At 66.4% G+C, this 22368-nt stretch carries 22 protein-coding genes and 1 tRNA gene; 6 read left to right on the top strand and 17 right to left on the bottom strand.

The features are described 5' to 3' along the window. Positions 1–4 precede the first annotated feature (4 nt). From AWC25_RS14405 to AWC25_RS14395, 3 genes are read right to left on the bottom strand one after another with little or no spacing between them, the layout of a single operon-like run. The gene (locus tag AWC25_RS14405) at positions 5–1252 is read right to left on the bottom strand and encodes a metal-dependent hydrolase family protein (protein WP_069400020.1); all 1248 of its coding nucleotides are present in this window, start codon (positions 1250–1252) and stop codon (positions 5–7) included. Beyond that, positions 1249–1626 (bottom strand): hypothetical protein, encoded by a 378-nt coding sequence (locus AWC25_RS14400; protein WP_069400021.1) that lies wholly within the window; start codon positions 1624–1626, stop codon positions 1249–1251. Before AWC25_RS14400 ends, AWC25_RS14405 begins: the two co-directional genes overlap by 4 nt. After that, entirely contained in the window at positions 1575–2852 is a 1278-nt protein-coding gene (locus AWC25_RS14395; RefSeq protein WP_069400022.1) for an aromatic ring-hydroxylating oxygenase subunit alpha, read from the bottom strand. Before AWC25_RS14395 ends, AWC25_RS14400 begins: the two co-directional genes overlap by 52 nt. A 66-nt stretch (positions 2853–2918) precedes the next feature. On the opposite strand from AWC25_RS14395, the gene AWC25_RS14390 reads away from it, so the two are divergent. Beyond that, the gene (locus tag AWC25_RS14390) at positions 2919–4343 is read left to right on the top strand and encodes an aldehyde dehydrogenase (protein ID WP_085166978.1); all 1425 of its coding nucleotides are present in this window, start codon (positions 2919–2921) and stop codon (positions 4341–4343) included. A 42-nt stretch (positions 4344–4385) separates the two neighbouring features. Here AWC25_RS14390 and AWC25_RS27925 read toward each other — a convergent pair whose 3' ends face one another. The 3 genes from AWC25_RS27925 to AWC25_RS26590 all read right to left on the bottom strand — a co-directional run bounded on the left by AWC25_RS27925 (position 4386) and on the right by AWC25_RS26590 (position 5297). Beyond that, positions 4386–4517, bottom strand: coding sequence for a hypothetical protein (locus AWC25_RS27925; RefSeq protein ID WP_372513441.1), 132 nt, complete (start codon positions 4515–4517; stop codon positions 4386–4388). Between the two features lie 105 nt (positions 4518–4622). After that, positions 4623–5081, bottom strand: coding sequence for a DJ-1/PfpI family protein (locus AWC25_RS14385; RefSeq protein ID WP_372513440.1), 459 nt, complete (start codon positions 5079–5081; stop codon positions 4623–4625). A gap of 60 nt (positions 5082–5141) precedes the next feature. Further along, a complete protein-coding gene (locus AWC25_RS26590) occupies positions 5142–5297 on the bottom strand; it encodes a hypothetical protein (protein ID WP_142278840.1) in 156 nt (51 codons plus the stop codon). A gap of 296 nt (positions 5298–5593) precedes the next feature. Here AWC25_RS26590 and AWC25_RS14375 point away from each other — a divergent pair, with 296 nt between their 5' ends. Next, positions 5594–9565 carry a Pls/PosA family non-ribosomal peptide synthetase gene (locus AWC25_RS14375; protein WP_372513443.1) on the top strand — a complete coding sequence of 1324 codons (3972 nt, stop codon included), beginning with the start codon at positions 5594–5596 and terminating at the stop codon, positions 9563–9565. Continuing rightward, positions 9562–10884 (top strand): M1 family metallopeptidase, encoded by a 1323-nt coding sequence (locus tag AWC25_RS14370; protein WP_244899518.1) that lies wholly within the window; start codon positions 9562–9564, stop codon positions 10882–10884. Before AWC25_RS14375 ends, AWC25_RS14370 begins: the two co-directional genes overlap by 4 nt. A gap of 301 nt (positions 10885–11185) precedes the next feature. Here AWC25_RS14370 and AWC25_RS14365 read toward each other — a convergent pair whose 3' ends face one another. Genes AWC25_RS14365 through AWC25_RS14345 form a run of 5 tightly spaced genes read right to left on the bottom strand, consistent with a single transcriptional unit; the run spans position 11186 to position 15627 of the window. Further along, on the bottom strand, positions 11186–12175 hold the full coding sequence (locus AWC25_RS14365) for an LLM class flavin-dependent oxidoreductase (protein WP_085166976.1): 990 nt from the start codon (positions 12173–12175) through the stop codon (positions 11186–11188). Between the two features lies 1 nt (position 12176). Beyond that, positions 12177–12656 carry a VOC family protein gene (locus AWC25_RS14360; RefSeq protein WP_085166975.1) on the bottom strand — a complete coding sequence of 160 codons (480 nt, stop codon included), beginning with the start codon at positions 12654–12656 and terminating at the stop codon, positions 12177–12179. After that, complete coding sequence (locus tag AWC25_RS14355; protein WP_085166974.1) at positions 12653–13912, bottom strand: MBL fold metallo-hydrolase; 1260 nt, start codon at positions 13910–13912, stop codon at positions 12653–12655. Before AWC25_RS14355 ends, AWC25_RS14360 begins: the two co-directional genes overlap by 4 nt. Positions 13913–13927: 15 nt before the next feature. Continuing rightward, positions 13928–15196 (bottom strand): sulfotransferase family protein, encoded by a 1269-nt coding sequence (locus AWC25_RS14350; protein WP_069400027.1) that lies wholly within the window; start codon positions 15194–15196, stop codon positions 13928–13930. A gap of 44 nt (positions 15197–15240) precedes the next feature. After that, positions 15241–15627 (bottom strand): DUF2237 family protein, encoded by a 387-nt coding sequence (locus tag AWC25_RS14345; RefSeq protein ID WP_069400028.1) that lies wholly within the window; start codon positions 15625–15627, stop codon positions 15241–15243. Positions 15628–15771: 144 nt separating this feature from the next. On the opposite strand from AWC25_RS14345, the gene AWC25_RS14340 reads away from it, so the two are divergent. Beyond that, positions 15772–16263, top strand: coding sequence for a TM2 domain-containing protein (locus tag AWC25_RS14340; protein ID WP_069400029.1), 492 nt, complete (start codon positions 15772–15774; stop codon positions 16261–16263). A 95-nt stretch (positions 16264–16358) separates the two neighbouring features. Further along, positions 16359–17489 (top strand): glycoside hydrolase 5 family protein, encoded by a 1131-nt coding sequence (locus AWC25_RS14335; RefSeq protein ID WP_069400030.1) that lies wholly within the window; start codon positions 16359–16361, stop codon positions 17487–17489. Positions 17490–17572: 83 nt separating this feature from the next. Here AWC25_RS14335 and AWC25_RS26840 read toward each other — a convergent pair whose 3' ends face one another. Further along, complete coding sequence (locus AWC25_RS26840; protein WP_158089750.1) at positions 17573–18898, bottom strand: DUF2255 family protein; 1326 nt, start codon at positions 18896–18898, stop codon at positions 17573–17575. A 171-nt stretch (positions 18899–19069) separates the two neighbouring features. On the opposite strand from AWC25_RS26840, the gene AWC25_RS14325 reads away from it, so the two are divergent. Continuing rightward, positions 19070–19657, top strand: coding sequence for a TetR/AcrR family transcriptional regulator (locus AWC25_RS14325; protein WP_085166972.1), 588 nt, complete (start codon positions 19070–19072; stop codon positions 19655–19657). A gap of 35 nt (positions 19658–19692) precedes the next feature. Here the strand turns inward: AWC25_RS14325 and AWC25_RS26835 are convergent, their stop codons facing one another. The 5 genes from AWC25_RS26835 to AWC25_RS14305 all read right to left on the bottom strand — a co-directional run bounded on the left by AWC25_RS26835 (position 19693) and on the right by AWC25_RS14305 (position 22364). After that, positions 19693–19863, bottom strand: coding sequence for a hypothetical protein (locus tag AWC25_RS26835; protein WP_158089749.1), 171 nt, complete (start codon positions 19861–19863; stop codon positions 19693–19695). 60 nt (positions 19864–19923) lie between these two features. Continuing rightward, positions 19924–20502, bottom strand: coding sequence for a TetR/AcrR family transcriptional regulator (locus AWC25_RS14320; protein ID WP_069400033.1), 579 nt, complete (start codon positions 20500–20502; stop codon positions 19924–19926). Positions 20503–20606: 104 nt separating this feature from the next. After that, on the bottom strand, positions 20607–21440 hold the full coding sequence (locus tag AWC25_RS14315; protein WP_069400034.1) for an alpha/beta fold hydrolase: 834 nt from the start codon (positions 21438–21440) through the stop codon (positions 20607–20609). Positions 21441–21786: 346 nt separating this feature from the next. Continuing rightward, positions 21787–21876, bottom strand: a tRNA-Ser gene (locus tag AWC25_RS14310). Positions 21877–21905: 29 nt separating this feature from the next. After that, positions 21906–22364, bottom strand: a complete 459-nt coding sequence (locus AWC25_RS14305) for a nucleoside deaminase (protein ID WP_069400036.1) — start codon at positions 22362–22364, stop codon at positions 21906–21908. Between the last annotated feature and the right edge of the window lie 4 nt (positions 22365–22368).

The following is a 22368-nucleotide window of genomic DNA, read 5'->3' as shown; positions in this document are numbered from 1 at the left end:
CGCTCTAGCTGATGGGCGACTTGTGGATTTGTCCATCCTTCATCACGAAGGAGACGTCCATTGTGGCTGTGATATCGCGTGATGGGTCGCCCGGAACCGCGATCACGTCGGCGAGGTAGCCGGGTTTGAGGCGGCCCAGCTCATGATCGGCGTCGATGAGTTCGGCGGCCACCACGGTGGCCGCCCGGATCGCTTGCATCGGAGTCATTCCCCGCGCCACCAGGGCCTCGAGCTCCTCCGCGTTCTGACCGTGCGGGATCGCGGGTGCATCGGAGCCGCAGGCGATACGGACGCCGGCGGCAATTGCTTTGGGCAGCATAGCTTTTGCCTGCGGGAAGACTTCTTGGGCCTTCTTGCGCAGTTCCGGGGCGATCCGGTCGATCGCCATCAGGTCGGTGAGGCCGGTGGTGGACACCAGGAAGGTGCCGTGATCGACCATCATCTGGATCGTCTCGTCGGTGGCCAGAAAGCCGTGTTCGATGCAGTCGATCCCCGCGCGAATGCACGCCCGGATCGCCGAGTCGCCGACGGCGTGGGCGGCGACTCGCACCCCGGCGCGGTGGGCTTCGTCGGCGATCGCGGCGAATTCGGCGTCCGAATACTGCTGGGCGCCCGGGGCGGTGCTGTGTGACATGACCCCGCCGGAGGCCGACACCTTGATCAGCTTGGCGCCGTGACGAATCTGGTAACGCACACACGCGATGACGTCGGGCACCCCGTTGGCGATGCCTTCGGCGACCGATAGCGGCATGATGCCCGGCGCCAGCCGTTGGAACACGGTGGGATCCAGGTGTCCGCCGTACGGCGTCACGGCGTGTCCCGCGGGATAGATCCGCGGACCGGGATGCCAGCCCTGATCGATGGCCCGCTGCAGCGCGACGTCCAGCAGGTAACCACCGGTCTTGACCATCAGCCCGAGGTTGCGCACGGTGGTGAACCCGGCGTTTAGGGTGGTCCGCGCGTTGACGGCGCCGCGCAGGGTGCGGTACGCGGGGTCGTCTTGAACGCCGTGCATCGGCGCGGGTAATCCATCGGGTCCGCCCGGCCCGCCGATGAGCAGGTTGAGTTCCATGTCCATCAGGCCGGGCAGCAGTGTCACGTCGCCGAGGTCGACGACCGTGGACGGATCCTGCACTAGCCCTTCCGGATTGATGGCGGTGATGCGGTTGCCGTCGATCACCACGACTGCCGGTGAGTGGATCTCGCCGGTGTCGACGTCGGCCCAGCGGGCCGCGCGCAGGACGGTGGTCATGGACTGGGCTCGGCCACGCACTCCAGGGTGGAAGCCCCCGAGTCGGGCACCCGGGGTTGCTTCCAGCACTCCACCGGGAAGGACACCATGATCATCGAATACAACAGGTGCATCAGGTTGAGGACGTCCTCGGGCAGGCCGTCGAGCGGGAACTTGTCACAGTAGCTGAGCGCTTCCTCGGCACGCGGAGTGATCGCGTCGTAGAAGGCCTTCATCTCCGTCATCGAGCTGGTCAATCGCTTGGCGTAGCGCTCCGGCTCGGTGGGCAGGCACCACTCCGTAAAGGGCTCGAGATCGGCGAATTCGGTTGGCAGCACTGCGATCACACTCCCGCCGTTGATTGCTCCGTGGCGCGCCGGTAGTCCTCGATCCATGCGGCGGTCTCCTTGTGCAGGTGCCGAATCAGGATCTCCTGATCACAGAGCAGGAACCGGTCGAGCACCTGGGATTCGATCATGCTCTGGGTGGCCTCCAGCGTGTTGGCGTCCTGCAGTCCGTACTCCTTGAACGACACCGCGGCCAGTTCCTGCGCCACCCGCTCGCGCGGGGTGCGCGGCTGCGGGAAATACAGAGTGCCCTCGAAGATGTGGCTGTGATGCGACGTCGGCCAGTAGTGATAGGTCAAATACCAGCCCTGGCTCCAGATCAGGATCACGAAGTTGGGGAAGAGCTGGAACGAATCCAGGCCCCACGGTTCGCATTTCGCGGGGTTCAGGCCGGATGGCATTTCACCGAGGTCTGGTTTGTCCCAGGGACCGAACAGTCCGCTCTGACAGATATCCTCGATCGGCTTGCGCATCTCTGGGGCCATCTCCCAGGCCCGGACTCCGGAGGTGCTGACCAATCGGTGCGGACCGTCCAGGCGGTAGTGCGGAGCCTCGAATCCCGCCTCGGCGGCCGCCTTTGAATAGGCGGTCGGTGACTGGTTCGCGTGCAGCACCGGCGCGTGATAGAACTCCTGGAACGCGTCCATGTACAGTTTCCAGTTCGCTTTCACCTCGGACCGGTAGGCCCACCGGGAGGTCATCCGGGTGAAGGGGTAGCCCTGCAGTCCCAGCACCATCGGCCCGAGAAAGTCCCGCAGCGACTGGGCGGGCTGCTTGGCAAAGTTGACGAAGATGAAGCCTTCCCAAACCTCGCAGTGCACCGGCACCAGCCCGTACCGGCTCTTGTCGAGGTCGAAGAACTCGTTTTCCTGCTGGACGAAGGTCAGGTTTCCGTCCAGGTCGTAGCGCCAGGCGTGGTACTTACAGGTGAATTGCCGGCACACACCGCTGGTCTCCTGCAGCGGCATGTCGTTCCACACCAGCTTGTTGCCGCGATGCCGGCAGATGTTGTGATATGCCTTGACCTCGCCAGAGCCGTTGCGCACCACGATAATTGAGGTGTTGACGACCTTCAGCTCTTTGGTGAAATAGCTCCCCTTCCGTGGAACCTGTTCCGCCCGGCCGACATTCAGCCAGGCTCGTTTGAAGATGGCGTCGCGCTCGAGGTCGTAAATCTGCGGGCTGATCGAGTCCTCGTAGGACACCGGCCCGGTGCCCAGTTCGGGGTAGTGCTGCGTCCAGCTTCCCTCCGACGGCTTGGGGAATCGGGGCATGACAACTCCTGTCCGTGGGACTGTGTCGGGCCGACGGTATATCCTCGCACCGGTAATCGCAAGTAGTTGATACTGCCGCCTTGGGAGGGCCGGGTGAACGTTTTGGAAGTCATCTCACCGCACACCGAACAGCCGATTGCCCAGGTCACCGCCGCCGAGCCGGCCGATGTCGACGCGGCGGTCGGCGCGGCCCGCGCCGCGTTCGACACGGGGCCGTGGAGCCGGACGGAGCCGGCGGAGCGCATCGACGCGATCCGCCGCCTGGCCGACGGCTACGACAAGCGGCGCGCGGAGATGGCCGACGTGATCACCGCCGAGATCGGCGCGCCGATCACCTTCGCCCAGCGCGCCCAGGTCGGTCTGCCCGCGATGATGATGCGCGCGTTTTGCGATCTGGCCGAGCGCCACCGATGGCAGGAGAATCGGCCGGGGTTCTTTGGCGGCGAGGTCCTGGTGCGCAAGCAGCCGGTCGGGGTGGTCGCCGCAATCGTGCCGTGGAACATGCCGCAGTTCCTCATCGTCAGCAAGCTGGTGCCAGCGCTGCTGGCCGGCTGCCCGGTGGTACTCAAGCCGGCACCCGAATCTCCTTTGGATGCACTGCTTTTGGCCGAGATGATCAACGAGATCGGCCTGCCGCCGGGTGTGGTCAGCGTGCTGCCCGGCGGCGCGGCGATCGGCGAGCAGCTGGTCGGTCACCCGGGTGTGGACAAAGTGTCGTTCACCGGTTCCACCGCGGCGGGCCGCGCCGTCGCCGCGGTGTGCGGCGCCAACCTGACCAGGGTCGGTCTCGAGCTGGGCGGCAAGTCCGCGGCCATCGTCCTCGACGACGCCGTACCCGAGAAGGTGGCCGCTGGCGTGCGCTCGGCCAGCCTGTCCAACAGCGGGCAGATCTGCAACGCGCTGACTCGGGTTCTGGTGCCCGAGCAGCGCCACGATGAATACGTCGACGCGCTGGCCGCGGAAATGGCCGGCATCCGCGTGGGTGATCCCAGCGATCCCGCCACACAGATGGGGCCGCTGGTGTCCCAGCGCCAACGGCAACGGGTGTGCAACTACATCGACGTCGGCCAATCCGAGGGGGCCCGCATGGTGCTCGGCGGTACCGAGCCGCCCGATGGCCTCGACCGCGGCTGGTATGTCCGTCCCACCCTGTTCGCCGCCGCCGACAACTCGATGCGGATTGCGCGCGAAGAGATCTTCGGGCCCGTGATCACCGTCGTCCCCTACCGCGACGAGGACGATGCGCTGTCGATCGCCAACGATTCCGACTACGGCCTGGCCGGATCGGTATGGAGCGCCGACACCGAACGGGCACTGGTGATCGCCGGGCGCGTCCGCACCGGGACGTTGGGAATCAACCAGGGCTACACCATGGATCCCTTCGCGCCGTTCGGCGGCGTCAAGGGCAGCGGCTATGGTCGCGAGCTGGGTCCCGAGGGCATCGATGGCTACCTGGACACCATGTCGATTGCGGTGGCGCCCAACGCGTGAGGACTTTCGATATCGCCCGGTAATAAACGATTTGCACGTCCGTCAACGCGGCAGCGCTTCGAGCACCTTCTCGGCGAGGGGCCCCGCCGACGCAGGGTTTTGCCCGGTGTACAGATTGCGATCGACGACCGTGAAGGGCTTCCACATTTCGCCCTTGACGAACTCGACGCCCATCTTGATCAATTCGTCCTCGACCGTCCACGGCGCCTTCGCGCGCAGGCCGACGCCGTCCTCCTCCTCGTTGGTGAACGCGGTGACCCGGTAACCGGCGAAGGGTGACTACCCGTCGCGGCGCGTGGCCAGCATCGCCGCGGGGGCGTGACAGACGATCGCCAGCGGCGTGCCCGACGCGAGGGCAGCGATCAGCAACCTGCCGGAGTCGGCGTCGCGCCATAGGTCTTCCATCGGCCCGTGGCCGCCGGGATAGTAGATAGCGTCGTAATCGTCCAAGCGCACCCCGGCGAGTTGAATCGGCCTGCGGAGTTCCTCGGCACCGCGCAGTATCTCCTCCAACTTCTCGGCGATCTCGGCGCTGCCGGCCATCGACGGGCGCAAGCTCATCACATCGACATACGGCACGACTCCGCCGGGCGTGGCCACCACGATCTGGTGGCCGGCCCGGCGGAGCGCGTCATAGGGTGCCGCGAATTCCTCGGCCCAATAGCGGGTCGGGTGCCGCGTCCCATCGTTGAGCGTCCAGTAACTCGTTGCGGAGACGACGAAGAGGATCTCGGCCATCAAACGAACTTACGTGGACCCTTCACCGTCGGCAACGGCGGCGAAACGACTTGGGCGCCGCTAAAACCAGACTTTGCGGCCGGCGACCGGACGTCCGACCGCTCCCAGAATCCACAGGACCACACCGACCAGGACGAGGATGCCGCCAATCGTCTCGAGAATCGCGATTCCGGCGACATAACCGATGATCGCGAGGATGATACCGAGGATAATCACGTCGTGCCCCTTTCTATTGGGCGTCAGTCGAATTGATCATTCACCGGACTACCCCGACAAGAGCGCCTTCAATCAACCCGAGTAGTGCCGAGCAACTTCCTCACGCTGTTTCCCGACCGCGAGAAACATTCGCTCGACGAATACCGGGACGTGATCACGCGCTCGGCGGGAAGGATGCCGAGCGGGCCCGCGCGATCGCCGAGCGCCAGGTACTGAACGCGGGCGCTCGCTGGCCGACTGGCTCGAGCAGCGCGCCGGAGACCGACCACCGTCACACGCCGCGCGCGCTCGCCGGTCTGGCGCCGGATGGTGAGTATTTTCGTGGGGTGCCTTTACCTCCTGGGCCTCCCATCCCCGCGCGAGTACCGGCGCAGTACACGCTGTCCGCTGCTGCGCCCAGCCCGCGCACGCTGATCGACATCCTTTACGAGACCGCGGCGCGCCACCCCGACGCCACCGCGATCGACGACGGCACCGTCCAACTCACCTACAGCGAACTGATCGGCGACATCGAAGCGAGCGTGGAATGGCTGGCCGCCCGGGGCATCGGCCGCGGCGACCGGATCGGCATCCGGATGCCGTCGGGCAACTACGCGCTGTATGTGGCGATCTTGTCGACGCTGGCCACGGGCGCGGCCTACGTCCCGGTCGACGCGGACGACCCCGACGAACGCGCCGACTTGGTGTTCGGCGAGGCCGGCGTCGTCGGCGTCATCACCGAGGCGGGCCTGGTGCGCGGTGTCGGGTCGTCGCGAGGCTGGCGGGCCACCGCGCCGTTGGCGCGCGACGACGCCTGGATCATCTTCACGTCCGGGTCCACCGGCACGCCGAAGGGGGTAGCCGTCACGCACCGCAGTGCCGCCGCGTTCGTCGACGCTGAGGCGCGAATCTTCCTACAAGACAACCCCATTGGACCCGGTGACCGGGTCCTGGCCGGGCTTTCGGTGGCGTTCGACGCCTCCTGTGAGGAGATGTGGCTGGCGTGGCGGCACGGCGCGTGTCTGGTCCCCGCGCCGCGGTCGCTCGTGCGCAGCGGAATGGACCTGGGTCCCTGGCTGGTCACCCGCGATGTGACCGTGGTGTCGACCGTGCCCGCCCTGGCCGCGTTATGGCCCAGCGAGGCGCTAGAAGCCGTGCGGTTGTTGATCTTTGGCGGCGAGGCCTGCCCACCGGAGCTGGTCGAGCGGCTCGCTGTCGACGGTCGGGAGGTGTGGAACACTTACGGCCCCACCGAGGCCACCGTGGTCGCGTGTGCGGCGAAGCTCGGCGGCCCGGGGCCGATCAGCATCGGACTGCCGCTGCCGGGCTGGGACCTGGCGGTCGTCGACGCCGACACCCTGCCGGTCGCCTACGGCGATGTCGGTGAGCTGGTGATCGGGGGCGTCGGGCTGGCCCGATACCTGGACAAGGACCGTGACGCCGAAAAGTACGCCCCGATGCCGTCGCTGGGATGGTCGCGCGCCTACCGCAGCGGTGATCTGGTTCGGCTGGAGCGCGACGGGCTGTATTTCTGTGGCCGCAGCGACGACCAGGTCAAGGTCGGTGGTCGACGGATCGAATTGGGTGAGATCGACTCGGCGCTGGTGCATTTGCCCGGTGTCAGCGGCGGCGCGGCCGCGGTGCGGCACACCGCCGCCGGCGCTCCCGTGCTGGTCGGCTACGTCGTGAGCCCCGACCCGTCGTTCGACCTTCAGCAGGCACGCGCCGCGCTCGCCGCGCAACTGCCGGCCGCGCTGGCGCCGCGGCTGGTGCGGATCGCGGAGTTGCCGACCCGCACCTCGGGCAAGGTCGACCGTGACGCGCTGCCCTGGCCGCCGCCGGTCGACGAGTCCGACGGTTCGGCCGTGCTGAGCGGCACCGCCGGGTGGCTTACCAGGTTGTGGCGGGACCTGCTCGGGGCCTTCGAGACCGGACAGGTCGACACTTTGGAGGCCGACTTCTTTGCGCTGGGTGGTGGATCGCTGGCTGCGGCGCAGCTCGTCGCGGCGCTGCGCCGCCAGTACCCGGAGGTGACGGTCGCCGACCTCTACGACCATCCGCGGCTGGGCTCTCTTGCCGCGTTTCTCGACGAGCTCGACCCGCCGCCGCCGGTGACCGAGCGCGTGGTGCGTCCGACCCCGGCGGTGACGCAACTCGCGCAGGCCGTGCTTGCCCTGCCGTTGGCGACGTTGTCGGCACTGCCCTGGCTGACGTGGCTGGCGTTGGGCAACAACGTCGCCCGCGCGCTGCACGTCGTGCCCTGGACCGTCGCGGTGAACTGGTGGCTGATCGCCGCGGCGTTCGCGGTGTTCGTCACGCCCGTCGGCCGGATGGGGATCACGGTGCTGTGCGCGCGGTTGTTGTTGAGGAAGCTACGGCCGGGCACCTACCGGCGCGGCGGATCGGTGCATCTGCGGATCTGGTTCGTCGAACGGCTTGCCGAGGCCGGCGGGGCCCACAACCTGTCGGGCGCACCGTGGCTGGTGTACTACGCCCGCGCGCTCGGCGCCCGCATCGGCAAGGGAGTCGATCTGCACTCGCTGCCCCCCGTCACCGGTCTGCTCACCATGGGCCACCGCAGCGCGGTCGAACCCGAAGTCGACCTGTGCGGTCACTGGATCGACGGGGACGCCTTCCACGTCGGCGAGATCACGATCGGCAACGACGCCACGATCGGTGCGCGATCGACGCTGTTGCCCGGAGCGGTCGTCGGCAAGAACGCCGATGTGGCCCCGGGCGGCGGCGTGCGGGACAAGATCAAGAACGGTCAGTATTGGAAAGGCTCGCCGGCGGTCAAGTCCGGGCGGGTCAACCATCCATGGCCGGATGAGCGGCCACCGCGCGGCGCCTCTTGGGCGGCCTGGTACGGGTTGACGTCTGTGGTGTTGGCAGCGCTGCCGTTGCTGGCGGCCGGTTCCGGTATCGCGGTCATCGGCTTCGGCGTCCGGCATACCCATCGGTTGTCGCAAGCCGTGATTCCGGCACTGGCCTGGACGCCGTTGGCGGCGTTGATCGCGCTGTTGGTCTACGCCGTGCTGACGGTGCTGGCGGTGCGGACGCTGTCGTTGGGCCTGCGCGAGGGGTATCACCCGGTGCGCAGCCGCCCCGGGTGGCAGCTGTGGGCCACCCAGCGGCTGATGGATGCCGCGCGCACCTACCTGTTCCCGCTGTACGCCAGCCTGTTGACCCCGGTGTGGCTACGGCTGTTGGGCGCCAAAGTTGGTCGGGGCACCGAAATTTCGACGGTATTGGCCACGCCGAAGTTCACCGTGATCGAGGACGGCGCGTTCCTGGCCGACGACACCATGGTCGCGTCCTACGAACTCGGCGGTGGCTGGATCCATGCGGCGCCGACGGCCGTGGGCCGGCGTGCGTTTCTTGGCAACTCCGGCATCACCCAGCCGGGCCGTCGCGTGCCCGACGACGGATTGGTCGCGGTGCTGTCGGCGGCGCCGCCGAAGGCCAAGCGGGGCTCGTCCTGGCTGGGCAGCCCGCCGATGCGGCTGCGCCGTCGCCCCGTCGACACCGACGAGGCGACCACCTACGATCCGCCGCAGCGGCTGAAGGTGATGCGGGCGTTGGTCGAAACGCTCCGGCTGGTGCCGGTGTTCGTGTCGGCCGGCATCGGACTTGCGGTGCTCGGCGGATTGCAGGCGCTGGCAAGAATTTTCGGCATCTGGTGGGCGGCCGTGGGTGGCGGGCTGGTCATGCTGGCGGCGGGCGTGATCGCCGGAGTGACCACGGTAGCTGCGAAATGGCTTCTCGTCGGGCGGATCCGGGCCGGCGAGTTTCCGCTGTGGTCGTCGTTTGTGTGGCGCAACGAGGTCGCCGACACGTTCGTCGAAACCGTGGCCGCCCCCTGGTTCGCCCGCGCGGCCAGCGGCACGCCGATGCTGAACCTGTGGCTGCGGGCCCTGGGCGCCCGCATCGGGCGCGGGGTGTGGTGTGAAACCTATTGGCTTCCCGAGGCGGACCTCGTCACCCTCGGTGCGGGCGCCGCCGTCGGCCGTGGCTGTGTGGTGCAGACCCACCTGTTCCACGATCGGATAATGCGGATGGACGCCGTGGTATTCGAACCCGGCGCGACGCTGGGCCCGCACGGTGTGGCGCTGCCCGCCGCCAGGATCGGCGCCGGCGCAACAGTCGGGCCGGCCTCGCTGGTGGTGCGCGGCGACGAGGTCCCAGCATCGACACGCTGGCAAGGCAATCCGATCAAGCCATGGACTGTCCGCCGCAAGAAGCCCCGCAAGAACGCCGCCCGGCGCGGCGTGCAGGACACCGCGGCGTGAAAGCCTCGGCCAACAAGGCGGCACCACCGGAGGTGCTCGACGAGTACCTGCCGAAGAACGGCGACCCCGGCTACCAGGTGTCCCGCTACGAACTGGACCTGGACTACCGGGTGGCCCTCAACCGGCTTTCCGGGGTAGCCACGATCACCGCCGTGGCGCTGACCGAACTGCGGCAGCTCACCCTGGACCTGTCCAACGCATTGACGGTGTCCAAGGTGTCGGTGAACGGCAGGCGGGTGGACCAGTTCTCTTGTCGAGCAGGGAAATTGCGGATCCGTCTCGGCTCGACGGTGCCCATCGGCGCCGCCCTGTCGATCGTGGTGCACTATGGTGGTTCACCGCGACCGATCCGGTCCCTTTGGGGCAACGTCGGTTTCGAGGAGCTGACCGAGGGCGCGTTGGTGGCCGGGCAGCCCAACGGCGCCGCGTCCTGGTTTCCCTGCAACGACCACCCCAGCGCCAAAGCCGCGTTTCACATCCAGGTCAGCACCGAAAGCCGGTACCGCGTGATCGCCAACGGGGAACTGCTGTCCCGGCGGGCTCGCGCGTCGCGAACCGTATGGACCTACGAACAGCGTGAGCCCACGTCCACCTACCTGATCACGCTGCAGATCGGCAGCTACGAGATGCACCGGTTGACGCGCACACCGGTGGCGATTACCGCCGCACTGCCCGCCCGCCTGCGGGGAAACTTCGACCACGACTTCGCCCGCCAGCCCGAGATGATGCGGTTGTTCATCGAGCTGTTCGGGCCGTATCCCCTGGGCAGCGGGTACACCGTCGTCGTCACCGACGATGTGTTGGAGATACCGGTTGAAGCGCAAGGCATTTCGATCTTCGGCGCCAACCACTGTGACGGCACCCGGGCCAGTGAGCGGCTGATCGCCCACGAACTGGCACACCAGTGGTTCGGTAACTCGGTGACCGCCGGTCAATGGCGCGACATCTGGCTGCACGAAGGATTCGCCTGCTATGCGGAGTGGCTGTGGTCGGAGCACAGCGGCGGACCCGACGCCGACGAGCTGGCCGCGGCGCATCACGCGCAGTTGCGCGCCCAGCCCCAGGACCTGTTACTGGCCGATCCCGGTGCCCGGGACATGTTCGACGATCGCGTGTACAAGCGCGGCGCCCTGACGCTGCACGCGCTGCGCCGCCACCTTGGCGACGACAACTTCGTTGCGCTGCTAAATGATTGGACCACGCGGCACCGCCACAGCACCGCCGTCACCGGCGATTTCACCGGCCTGGCGGCGAACTACGCAAGCGATTCGCTGCGCCCGCTGTGGGACCAGTGGCTCTACGCGACGAAAGTGCCCTGAACTCAGCCCCCGGCTGCCCCGCCGCCAGCGCTACCGCCACCGGTTCCCGATCCATCCGCCGGGTATTGGCCGGGTGCCGGCACCACCGACGTGACCGGGCCCGGTGTCCCAGTCGAAGTCGGCGGCGACGAGGTCGGCGGGGGCACCCCCAGCGGCAAGCCACCACCACTGCCGCAGGCTGCCGTCAGACTCAGCACCGCCGCACCGCCAAGGAAGGCGCAGGCCCGCTTCACCGCATCAGATGTCATCGCATTCCCCTCATTCCTGTCGGATCTCGTTGCCGTACCCGCTCGCTGCGGGCTCAACCAGACGATCCGGAACGAGGTGTCAGCGCGGGCAATACCGTGTCGGTGAGTAACTGCACCGACTTCCAGGCCTCATCGACGGGCATACCACCGACCAGGGGGTGCAGCACGAGCGGTCCGTACTCGTCGCTGTCGCGAATTTCGGTGATGAGCTGGTCCGGGGTGAGGAACCGATACCGCCCCGATGCTCGGACCTCGTCGAGCGTCTGCACCCCGGGCAGGTGCATCAGCGAACGCTGATCGGACGACCACCGTCCGTAAGTGACTGCCTCCCACAGGATGTGCTCCCCCAGCTCGGCCCAGGCCCGGTCGGGGTCTTCATGTAGGTAGATCATTCCGCGATTGACCGGTCCCGGCATCAGTACCAGAGGTTTGATACCGGCGGCCGAACACAGCTCGCGGTAGTAGCCGGCGATGTCGGGCAAATGGTCGGCCAGGCTGAGCGGCAAGCCGAACCGGGCGGCGCGGCGCGCGGTGGCCCGAACCCCGCCGCCGACATACAGCGGTGGGTGCGGCCGGCTCCAGGTGCCGGGGCAGATTGCCGTGTCCGCCTGGCCGGACCATACGGACAGCATCCGCTCGAGCAGGCTGTCCATCAGATCGCCGCGTTTGTTGAAATCCAAGCCCAAGGCCACATATTCGGCGCTGCGATAACCCAGTCCGACGGTGGTGTGCAGCCGGCCGCGGCTCATGTTGTCGACCAGCGCGATGTCCTCGGCGAGTCGGACCGGACTCCACAACGGACCCAGCGCGCAATCCACGCTGGCGATCATCGTGGAGGTGCGCGCCAAGAACATCGCCGCGGCCATGATCGGGTTGCAGCTCCAGCCGTGACCGGTGGCGTGGTGCTCGTCCACGCTCACCGACGTGATGCCGTGCGACTCGCCCCATTGCGCCAACTCGAGGGCAGCCGACAACAGCTTGTTCTGGGTCCGCGGATCTCCTTGCGGCGAAGCGAAATTGAAGCGCAGGACCGTCAGCAGCATGTCAGGCCCCATGGGAGGCCGGTGCCGCCATGGATTCCACGAAGGCGGTGAAGTCGGGAAACACGGCGCGATCGACGATCTCGATGCGGGCGCCGTCCGGGTCGATGTAGTAGGCAAACATCCCGAACTCCGCTCCATCCACCTCGCCGGTCATTTCGAAGGTGAAACCGTTGGCTTCCAACTGGCGTGCGGTGTCGGCAAGGTTGTCGGTGAAGTAGCCCACATGGTGTACGGCATTACCGGGTGGCACCGTCCACGGCGTACCCGGTACCTCCTGAATCAGTTCCAGGTGCGGGCCCTGGACCGAGTACACGATGGTCGAGGTCAGGTCGCGAATCCCGGCCGTGGTGCGGAAGGGCAACGTGTAGCGCAGCGGGGTGATCCACCGGTAGCCTGCCAACGCGGTCAGCCGCGCCATCGCGGCGTCGAGGTCGGAGACCACGATGCCGGTGTGATAGAGGTCTTCGGCTCGAAGCGTCATGCGGTCCTCGCTGTCTGATGATCCAAATAGTTACGTAGCCAGGCGGTTTCCCAAAAGTTGGTGCTGTCGGCCAGCAGGTCCTGGTGGGCTGCTCGCAACACGTCGTGCGCACCCGGATGGTCGGGCTGCACGGTGGTGACGAGCTCGGCAAGGTGGATGGCGTGCAGCGGTCGATGCTCGGCGAGGTGGGCCCGAGCCCGATCCACCAGCGCGCCCGCGCCGGCGAGCTGCACCACGTCGGCGCTGACGGCGTCGAAGCCGACGGGGTAGAGCTCGGTGGTCGACCGGTGGTGGAACCAGCCCGAGTAGTTCTCCCAGATGGCCCGTACGTCCCAGGAGACCTTGCCGTAGCCTTGCCCCACTTCGTATTCGGCGGGCAACGTGATCTCCCGCATCAGGGTCTGCACGTCTTTGCCGGCGTTCATCCCGGCCACGGTCTGATCGTGTATGTACTCGATGGCGTTGCGCAACCGGGTCAGTTCGGCGTGGATCCGGTCGGCGCCGGCGATCGGCTCGAAGTGGCCGGTCACCAGCAGTTCGGGCCGCAGGTCACGTACCCGTTCCACCGACGAGATGGCGGTCAGGGCGTCGCGGTACCGGTCGCCGCGGATGGTGACCAGATTTGGGATGTGCCCAAATATCGGCCCGAAGGTGTTCCCGCACAGACAGATTCGTTCATCGGTCAGCCAGACCACTAGCGAGTCGGTGGTCTCGCCACCCGGCACCGACAGCAGCTCCAGTCGGCGCCCACCGACCTCGAGAAGAAGGGTGTCGTCGAAGGACAGATCGACACTCGGAACGCTCTGGGCGGGAAGCTTTTTGGTGCCGAGACGGCGGTGAATTGCTTGAATGCCGGTCGCCAGTTTGTCTTTGAACGCGAACGCGCTGCGGTTCGCCCGGTAGGGGATGAGGCGTTCGTTGTCGTCACGCCATGCCGTCCAATTAGCCTGGGCTACAACGACGGTCTCCGGGTCCCGAACGCTGTCCAGCCCGCCCACATGGTCGACGTGACCCTGGGTGAAGATGATGTAGCGCACCGGCGAGGAGTCGACGGCGTCGAAGTTGGCCCGGTGCACCGGGCCCTCGAAACCCATGCCGGTGTTGACAATGACCCGGCCGTCGCGGGTGGTCAGCAGGTACGAATTGGACAGTCCCGGTGAGCACCACAATCCGGGGGCAATTTGCTCGGCCCGTTCGGCGGCTGCGGGTTGTAGCGCGTCGGCCCCCGGCCTGCTGCGCCATACCGGCTCGAACATTCGCTGCTGTCTCCTTCATTCGGGGTGGACGTCGAACCGGTCGAAGTAGAAGCCGAACCGACGGCGCAGTTCGTCGGCCGACACGCCGAAGTGCCGCTGCAGATCGTAACGGATGCGGCCGTGCTTACCGCGCGGATTGCCGTCCAGATATTGCTGAAACCGGTTGCGCACCTTAGGTGTCAGCTCAACACCGGCGCGGCGGTAAAGCTGGTCGAGCACCGGCATTTCGGTGCCGTTGAGTTGGTGGAAATTGATGTCGATGCTCCGGTCGGCTTCGACCAGCTCGCGGTCACGGACACACGCGGTCAGCAGCCGGTGCACCCGATCGGTCCAGTAGTCGAGCAGCCACTGCGGATCGATACTGGTGCGGCGCAGCCGATCGGAGTAGGCCATCATCGTGATCGCCGACTGCACAACCGCGACCGGATCGCGGTGGGTGAACGCGACGGTCGCGTCGGGGAATGTCGTCATCAGCGCACCCAGTTGCTCGCAGTGTTGGGGGCTCTTGAGGATCCACGTTTGCGGTCCACGCAGAAAGGTGAGGGCCTGCAGCACCTTCTTCAGGTAGCCGTAATGCCGGGTCTGGTCGAGTGCCAGATAGTAGTCACGCCAATCCGGCACGCGCGCATGCCATTCCAGGACGTAGCCAGCCAGGTCAAGGTCGAGGAGTTCGACCTCCTCCTCGATCGCTTCGGGGAAGCGATCGTGCATAGCCGCCACGACGGGTGCGCTGACCATCAGTGCATCGTGCTCGGCCTTCGCGCGGGCATAGCGCGGGTCGATGCCGTCGATGCCCGGGCCCTCGCCGCGCGCCGGTATCGGCTCCTGGCTCTCCCAGTACGGCAGGGCGCGTCGGCGCGGGTCGGCGGCGATGAGATTCACCAGATGAGTGGTGCCCGACCGCGGCATGCCGACCACGACGAAGGGCTGCTCGATCGTGATCGACTCGATCTCGGGGTAGCGCTTGATCAGTTCGGTCAGGGATAACCGGTTTCGGAGCAGGCGGACCACCCGTTGCCGCAGGGTCGACCGGGTGAGCTGGCGCAGCCCGTGGTCGGCTTCGATCGCGGCGACGTGCGCTCGTAGGCGGTCTCCGAAGCCGTCGGTGTCGTCCAAATCGTCGGCACCGGCTTGCTCGACGGCCTCCGCGAGCATCCGGTCGATATCGAAGTCCACCGGCCTGGCCTCGGTGTATTCCAAGATCTGACGCTGGACGTCGGTCAGGCGCGGCGAGGTCAGGTCGTCGAAATCCAGGTCTGCGATGTCGGAGCCCGCAGCGCTCATGTGACCGCCTCCCGGACGGGTATCGAATGGTGGGACCGCGGGCCTTACAGGTTTGCCAGATCGTCGGGAACGTCGACTTGGTGCTCCCGCAACACCTCCAGCGGCACCACCTCGAGGGTGCGTTCATGGGTGGAGGCCAACACCACCGGTGCCGCGCAGCCATCCTGGTGGGCCCGAAGCCAGTTGAGGGCGGTGACGCACCAGCGGTCACCCGGCAGCAGGCCCGGAAACCGGTACTCGGGCACCGGCGTCAACAGGTCGTTGCCGATAGAACGCTGGTGCTCCAGGAATTCCGTCGTCATCACGGCGCAGATCGTGTGGCGGCCGACGTCCTCGGCCCCGCTCGAACAACAACCGTCACGGTAATAGCCGGTGAGGGGTTCGCTGCCGCACGGTTGCAGCGGGCCGCCCAGCACGTTGCGATCGGACACCTCGTTAGTATTGCCCCGTCGGGGCGGAAGTTAGAAGAGACTTCGCCGACTGCGCTCGGCAAATTTGTGCCAAAGTAGTGCTGGCGACAGGGACAGCGATGCCCAGTAATTCGCTGCAGCCGCGACGGGAGAGTCACTTAGCAAATGTCGACGCCGCGCCCACCCGGAGAACCTCCCGAGGGCTGGCAGCCGCCCGGCTACCAGCCGCCCCCGGGCCCGCCACCACCGCCCTTCGGATATCCGGGCTACCCGGGGTATCCGGGGTCAGCGCAGCCACACGGATACCCGCAGCCCCAGCCCTATCCCGGTTATGCCGGCTACCCGGGCTACCCATCCGATCCGCAGGCGCCGTTCGGGCGCGATCCCGCCACGGGGGTCCCGCTATCGGACAAATCGAGCGCCACGGCTGGCCTCTTGCAACTGTTCTTCGGCGTGTTCGGCATCGGTCGGTTCTACATCGACTCGACACAGATCGCGGTGGCGCAACTGGTGCTGGGCCTGTTCGGACTGGTCTTCAGTTTGTTCTGCTTCCTCGGATTCCCGGTCCTGCTCGGCAGCGTCGTCTGGGCGATCGTCGACGCGATCATGATGTTCACCGGCAGCGTGAAGGACAACCACGGCCGTCGACTTCGCTAGTCCTGGGTCACGGGAAGATAACGATTCCCAACCTCGCGTCATTGCCCACGGCGTGGCAAACCAATTGCGGGAACAGCGAAAATTAGTGTCACGTCGTGAACCGCCGCACGGCCATGAAGCTGCCGCTGATGCTCGCGGCGGGTGCCGTGTTAGCCCACACTCCCCGCGCAGTCGCGGACGCGGGACGATGGTCGCCGGACCGCGCCAAGGCCTGGTATCAGGCGCAAGGCTGGCTGGTCGGCGCGAACTACGTCCCATCGACCGCCATCAACCAGCTGGAGATGTTTCAGGCGGGAACGTTTGACGCTCAACGCATCGACAGCGAACTGAATGTGGCGCGCGCCATGGGATTCAACACCATGCGGGTCTTTCTCCACGATCAGCTTTGGGCCCAGGACCGCCAGGGCTTTCAGAGCCGCCTCGGCCAGTTCGTCGGGATCGCCGCCCGCCACAGCATCAAGCCGCTGTTCGTATTGTTCGATTCATGCTGGGATCCGCTGCCCAAGTCCGGCCCGCAGCACCCGCCGGTGCGCGGGGTGCACAACTCCGGATGGGTGCAAAGCCCGGGGGCCGAGCGGATGGGCGACCCCCGCTACCTCCCGGTGATGCAGGATTACGTGACGGGAGTCTTGCGGCAGTTCCGCAATGACGACCGGGTGCTCGGCTGGGACCTGTGGAATGAGCCCGACAACCCCGCCAAGGAGTACCGCAAGGTCGAGCGCAAAGACAAGCTGCAACTCGTCGCCGACCTGCTGCCCCAGGTGTTTCGCTGGGCCCGCGCGGTCGATCCGGCACAACCGCTGACAAGTGGCGTCTGGCAAGGATCTTGGGGAGACCCCGGTAGCCGTAGCACCATCAGCGGTATCCAGCTCGACAACGCCGACGTGATCACCTTCCACAACTACGGCAAACCGGCCGAATTCGAGGCGAAGGTCAACGAGTTGGCGCCGCTGGGACGACCGATCATCTGCACCGAATACATGGCCCGGTCCCAGGGCAGCACCATCGAGACGATTCTGCCAATTGCCAAGCGGCACAACGTCGGTGCGTTCAACTGGGGGTTCGTCGCCGGGAAGACACAAACCTATTTCCCCTGGGATTCGTGGGATCATCCGTATACGGCGCCACCGAAGCTCTGGTTCCACGATTTGCTGCTACCCGATGGGCGGCCCTACCGCAGCACCGAGATGCAAACGGTGCGGGGGTTGACCGGCGGTATCGGCTAATCGTGCGTCACCGATAGACGCCGCCCCGAATCGACGAGAATGTCGCGCTCACACCTGATCTAAATGATGTGGAGCGGTTCAGGTTAATCGGTGGGGCAACCTTGCGGGGTGATCTTCAGGACGTGGTGACGCGTCCGCCACAGCAACGGCCGCAACAGCAGTGATCGAACTTTGCCACCGTACTTGCGGTAAGCCGCGCGGTCCACGCGGTGAATCGTCTCGGCGTCAGTCACACGGCTAAAGCCCACCGGGAAGCGGGCAGCGTCGTGGATGACGAATCCGTGGGGCACCCGTGTCGCTCTGCGATACCACTTGGCTTTAGCACCGTGCTGGCTGCGTATGTAGCCGGCATCGTCGACGACGACCGCGCCGACGAGTGTGTTGATCACGTGCCCCCTTGTCGTGATCGTGCCTATCGTGACCACTTCCGACGCGGCGAGGTGATCGAGCAATGCGGTGGCACCAGCCGGTCGGAGTGTGCGGCTGAAATGCGCCACCGCGGCGCCGGTCGCAGCGGCCATCGCGTGGGGTTGGTCATAAAAGTCGAATTGGCTTAGGCCGTCCAGCGATAACTGGTCGACCGGACCCGACACCTTGGACAGGAACGCGCGCACACTGTCGGGGTTGACCGCAACGTCGCTGTGCACGACGCAGGTCGGCTGGGCCAGCCGGTGGGCAAGGGCATGCACATCGAAGGGAATCCAGCGCGACCACGATGCCGGGTTGAAGGTGTTGTCCCACTCGGGAATCAGCCCGCGATCAGGGTCGCTGAAGTAGCTCTCCCGGGCTGCGCGATCGTCGTCTGCCGGTGGGACTGCCGGTACCAGCCGCTGCTGACCGCTGCGCTCGTATTCCGCCGATGCCTGCTCCGCCGCGGCGATCAATGCGGCCATGTTCTGCTCGCCTCCGAGGTTCTGCCGAACGTCGGCCCGCGTCGGTAATGCCGGGGCGACCAGGACGAGCGATTTAATGAGCGGCGATACGGTCGCCGCGGCCACCAGGTAACTACTCCCCGCACAGATACCCAGCCCGCCGATGGCGTCGAAATCGACGGCGGCGTGCCGCGCGAGAAACTCTGCGGCAGCGACGATATCGGCGCTCTTCGCAGCGGGGTCCTCCATGGACCGTGGCTGCCCACCGCTGCGCCCCCAACTGCGAAAGTCGAACGCCATGGCGATGTAGCCCCGGGCGGCCAGCTCGCGCGCATACCCCGCGGCCATCTGTTCCTTGACTGTCGCCCATGCTCCGGCCACCACGACGGCCGGCCGCGGACCGCCGGTCGAGGGACCGGGTAGGTACATGTCGCCGGCAAGGACCTCACCGGACGAGTCGAACGTCACCCGCTGCACGCACACCGCGTCGTCAAGCCGACGGCACGCCCCGGCCCCGGAGGTCGGTTGGCTCCTCATCTCGCACTCCCTTAAGTGGTAGTTATACATCCACTTAGACTGTAGTGATAAAATGGTGGTGTTGCTACCGCTTTGACGGCGATCACGGTCTGGACTAATACGGGTGTTACACCACCGGTTCGGTCGCGCGGCCCCTACCATGGGGCTACGCAATCGGGGCGAGGAGGTCAGATGCGGGCGCCGCGCAAAGACGTACAACGCAATCGGCAACGGTTGGTCGCCGCGGCCCGCGAGGCATTCAACGAGCAGGGACCCGGGACGAGCCTGGAAGAGATCGCCCGCCGTGCCGGCGTCGGCGCCACCACGCTCTACCGCCACTTCGCGGACAAGGACGATCTGGTGATCGCGGTTCTCGACGAGTTGATTGCCGAAGCGCGCGAGGGGACGGACTCGGCCGCGGACATCCCCGACGCGCTCGAGGCGTTTCGTTCGATGTTCATCGGCACTTGCGACCTCAGCGACGCCGACACGGAGACCTTTCTGCGGCTCGCGGCGACCAGCCCGCGCACCCGGGCACACGCTCATCGACTGATCACCGATCTGGTGGAACCGTTCACCGTTCGACTCCGCGATGCCGGGGGTCTGCACCCGGGCATCACTGCCGACGACATTGCAATGCTCATACGCATGACCGTCGCCGCCGACGACCATGCCGGCCGGTCCAAGGCGGTGCAAATATTGCTCGCCGGGTTGACTCAAACATCCGGTGCGGCTCGGCCGACCAATGCCCGGCGAAAGAAGACCCGCGCCAGGTCCTGAGCAGTTCGTGGCCCGGTACCTGCGCGCCCTGCGTCTCAAAGCCGCTGCGGCAGTGGCAAAGTCGTCGTGATCACCGCCAGATGGTCTGCTACCGAAGGCCTGGCCAGCGACCGCAGGATCTGGCTCCTCCAATGGCCGGTGATGATCTCCCACACGGCCGCGTGCGCGGCCGCTTCGTCAGCTCCGAGCGAATCTGATTGCGACATAACACCTGTCCATATACAACTAAGCAGCGAGCAACGTGCTGATAGGCAGGCTCGGGAAGGTTAGTCGCTGCGGGTATCGAAATTGTCGGCGGGGCAGGCACTTAGCTGGGAAACCCGCGGGGCGAGGGCGACGGCGGCGCGGAGATCCGCACCAGGGGCTCCGTCGCGAGCGCGCACCGCGATGCCGTGCAGCAGTGAGGCATAGAATTCCGCCACTGCGCCGATGTTGGTGTGCCGTGACAGCTCGCCGTCCGCGACGGCGCGTTCCAGGCGTTCGACGAGCTTCTTCTGGATCGTGACGCGGTAGGCAGCGAGGAACTCGGCGACATCGGCGTTCTCCGGTGTGCAGTTGACTGCGCCGCTCACGATCAAACATCCGATGCCAGAGGACTTTTCGGTATAGAGCTGTGCTCCGGAGGCCAGCATGGCGGCCACCGCTTCATCGGCAGTCTTCCCTTGGCTCAGGGCGGCGATCGGCGCCGACCCCACCGTGGCGGCGTAGTGCTCGACGGCGAGGAAGAACAGATTTCGTTTGTCGCCGAACACCCGGTAGAAGCTGGCGGCGTGGCGAATACCCATGGCACACCTGAGCGTTTCGGTGGAGGCGCCCTCGAAGCCATCGCGCCAAAACACCTCCATCGCGGCATGCAGCGCTGCGTCTTTGTCGAAGGTCCGCGGTCGTCCCGCTGGCATCGTGGCCTCTTCCCGTCGGCGCGGAGCCGCGCTGTCCGCGCACTCAAGTCTTATCCCTTGAAGAAGTCTCCCAGCGCCTGGGCGGTGAATCCGGGGTTTTCGTCACTGAGCCAATGGCCCGCCTTGGGAATCACCCTGGTGGTCAGATTCGTCGCGACGTCGCGCCACGCCGGTTCGACCGCCGGACCCAATGACGCCTCGCCTCCCATGGCCAACGTAGGCATGGTCAAAGGGTTTTCGCGGATCACCGCGTTGTCGCGAGCATCGTCCCACACTTGGGCGTAATGCTCGATGCAGGCGCGCAGCGCGCCGGGCTTGGACAGTGAGCGCACATAGGCCTCGAAGTGTTCGGGACTCATGTAGCTGTCACCGGAATAGCTGATGTGGTAGAACCACCACGACAGCATCTGCCGTTCCCGGTCACGGATCAGGAACTCGGCCGCCTCGGGCACCATGAAAAAGGCTAGGTGCCAGTTGGAGGCCAGGGTCCAATCCGGTTTCGGGTTCATGTGCTCCTCGTAGCCGAATCCGGCCAATGCGTACTCCAAAAACGCGATGCGCTTGACCCTTTCGGGATAGTCCCGGGCGAAGGAGGCGGCAGTCTGGGCGCCCAGGTCGAACCCGACGATGTGGGCTTGCTCGATCCCCAGCTCGTCGAAGAGTGCCAGTAGATCCCGGGCCTTGGTGGTGCCATCGAAACCGGTCGGCACGATGGTCGACAACCCCATCCCGCGTTGGTCGTACGCGATCACGTCGAAAGCCTTGGCCAGCTCAGGACCAATCGCGTGCCACATCAACGAGTGCTGTGGACAGCCATGGATGAGGAGCAGTGGATCGCCCGCCCCGTGGCGACGATAGAACAGACTCACGTCTTGGGTGGCCACGCGCCCACAATCCCAGTCTTCGAAACGCATCTCGTGCCCCCTCGCGGCGATGGCCCGTGCTGCGCGCCAACGCTACTAATTTTTAGTCCAGGGTCAACAATTCATGGGCCGCCTGGTGTCGCAGGGGCTCGCCGCCTCGGTGGAATGTGCGGATCATCCGCCCCCGGTGCGCTCCTACACGGTCGCCGCCATCAGCAACGCCGGCCACCACGTCCTGAAGGAAATCTGTCAGCCATGACGCGACTCATCACTTTGGCGGTGGCGGCCGCCGCACCCGACCTCCGAAGAAAAAAATCCGAACCCTAAACGAGGGTTCGGACCTATTCCGATGTCTTGAGACATCACATGGCGGTGGCGGAGGGATTTGAACCCTCGGACGGTTTTAGCCGTCACACGCTTTCGAGGCGTGCTCCTTAGGCCGCTCGGACACGCCACCGCCGAGCAGCTTACCCAACGACCAGCCGCTCACCCCAATCGCTGGCGGGCGAAGAAGTCCTCCAGCGGCGCGGCGCACTGTTCTGCCAGGACACCGCCCCGCACCTGCGGGCGGTGATTGAGCCGCCGGTCGCGCACCACGTCCCACAATGACCCGACCGCGCCGGTCTTGGGTTCCCACGCGCCGAACACCAGCCGCGCGACGCGGGCCAGGATCAGAGCACCCGCGCACATCGTGCACGGTTCGACGGTGACCGCCAACGTGGCTCCCTCCAGCCGCCACCCGTCGCCCAGCACCGCGGCCGCCGCGCGTAGCGCCAGGACTTCCGCGTGGGCGGTCGGATCACCAAGGGCCTCACGAGCATTCACCGCCCGGGCAAGCTCGGTTCCGTCCGCGGCGACGACCACCGCTCCGATCGGCACATCGCGCGGGCCCGCAGTGCCGGCAACCTCCAGCGCGGCCCGGATCAGCTCCTCGTCAGTCCTCACCGAC

The sequence above is a fragment of the Mycobacterium sherrisii genome, assembly GCF_002102355.1.
Taxonomy (GTDB): domain Bacteria; phylum Actinomycetota; class Actinomycetes; order Mycobacteriales; family Mycobacteriaceae; genus Mycobacterium; species Mycobacterium sherrisii.
The sequence above is the reverse complement of the archived record's forward strand: the minus strand, read 5'-3'. Positions and strand labels throughout refer to the sequence as shown.

Excerpts from the sequence above, each read along its gene's own strand:
- AWC25_RS14405 (WP_069400020.1), bottom strand. The coding sequence starts at position 1,252 with ATGACCACCGTCCTGCGCGCGGCCCGCTGGGCCGACGTCGACACCGGC.
- AWC25_RS14400 (WP_069400021.1), bottom strand. The coding sequence starts at position 1,626 with ATGGATCGAGGACTACCGGCGCGCCACGGAGCAATCAACGGCGGGAGT.
- AWC25_RS14395 (WP_069400022.1), bottom strand. The coding sequence starts at position 2,852 with ATGCCCCGATTCCCCAAGCCGTCGGAGGGAAGCTGGACGCAGCACTAC.
- AWC25_RS27925 (WP_372513441.1), bottom strand. The coding sequence starts at position 4,517 with ATGGGCGTCGAGTTCGTCAAGGGCGAAATGTGGAAGCCCTTCACGGTC.
- AWC25_RS14385 (WP_372513440.1), bottom strand. The coding sequence starts at position 5,081 with ATGGCCGAGATCCTCTTCGTCGTCTCCGCAACGAGTTACTGGACGCTC.
- AWC25_RS14365 (WP_085166976.1), bottom strand. The coding sequence starts at position 12,175 with ATGCTGCTGACGGTCCTGCGCTTCAATTTCGCTTCGCCGCAAGGAGAT.
- AWC25_RS14360 (WP_085166975.1), bottom strand. The coding sequence starts at position 12,656 with ATGACGCTTCGAGCCGAAGACCTCTATCACACCGGCATCGTGGTCTCC.
- AWC25_RS14355 (WP_085166974.1), bottom strand. The coding sequence starts at position 13,912 with ATGTTCGAGCCGGTATGGCGCAGCAGGCCGGGGGCCGACGCGCTACAA.
- AWC25_RS14350 (WP_069400027.1), bottom strand. The coding sequence starts at position 15,196 with ATGAGCGCTGCGGGCTCCGACATCGCAGACCTGGATTTCGACGACCTG.
- AWC25_RS14340 (WP_069400029.1), top strand. The coding sequence starts at position 15,772 with ATGTCGACGCCGCGCCCACCCGGAGAACCTCCCGAGGGCTGGCAGCCG.
- AWC25_RS26840 (WP_158089750.1), bottom strand. The coding sequence starts at position 18,898 with ATGAGGAGCCAACCGACCTCCGGGGCCGGGGCGTGCCGTCGGCTTGAC.
- AWC25_RS14325 (WP_085166972.1), top strand. The coding sequence starts at position 19,070 with ATGCGGGCGCCGCGCAAAGACGTACAACGCAATCGGCAACGGTTGGTC.
- AWC25_RS26835 (WP_158089749.1), bottom strand. The coding sequence starts at position 19,863 with ATGTCGCAATCAGATTCGCTCGGAGCTGACGAAGCGGCCGCGCACGCG.
- AWC25_RS14320 (WP_069400033.1), bottom strand. The coding sequence starts at position 20,502 with ATGGAGGTGTTTTGGCGCGATGGCTTCGAGGGCGCCTCCACCGAAACG.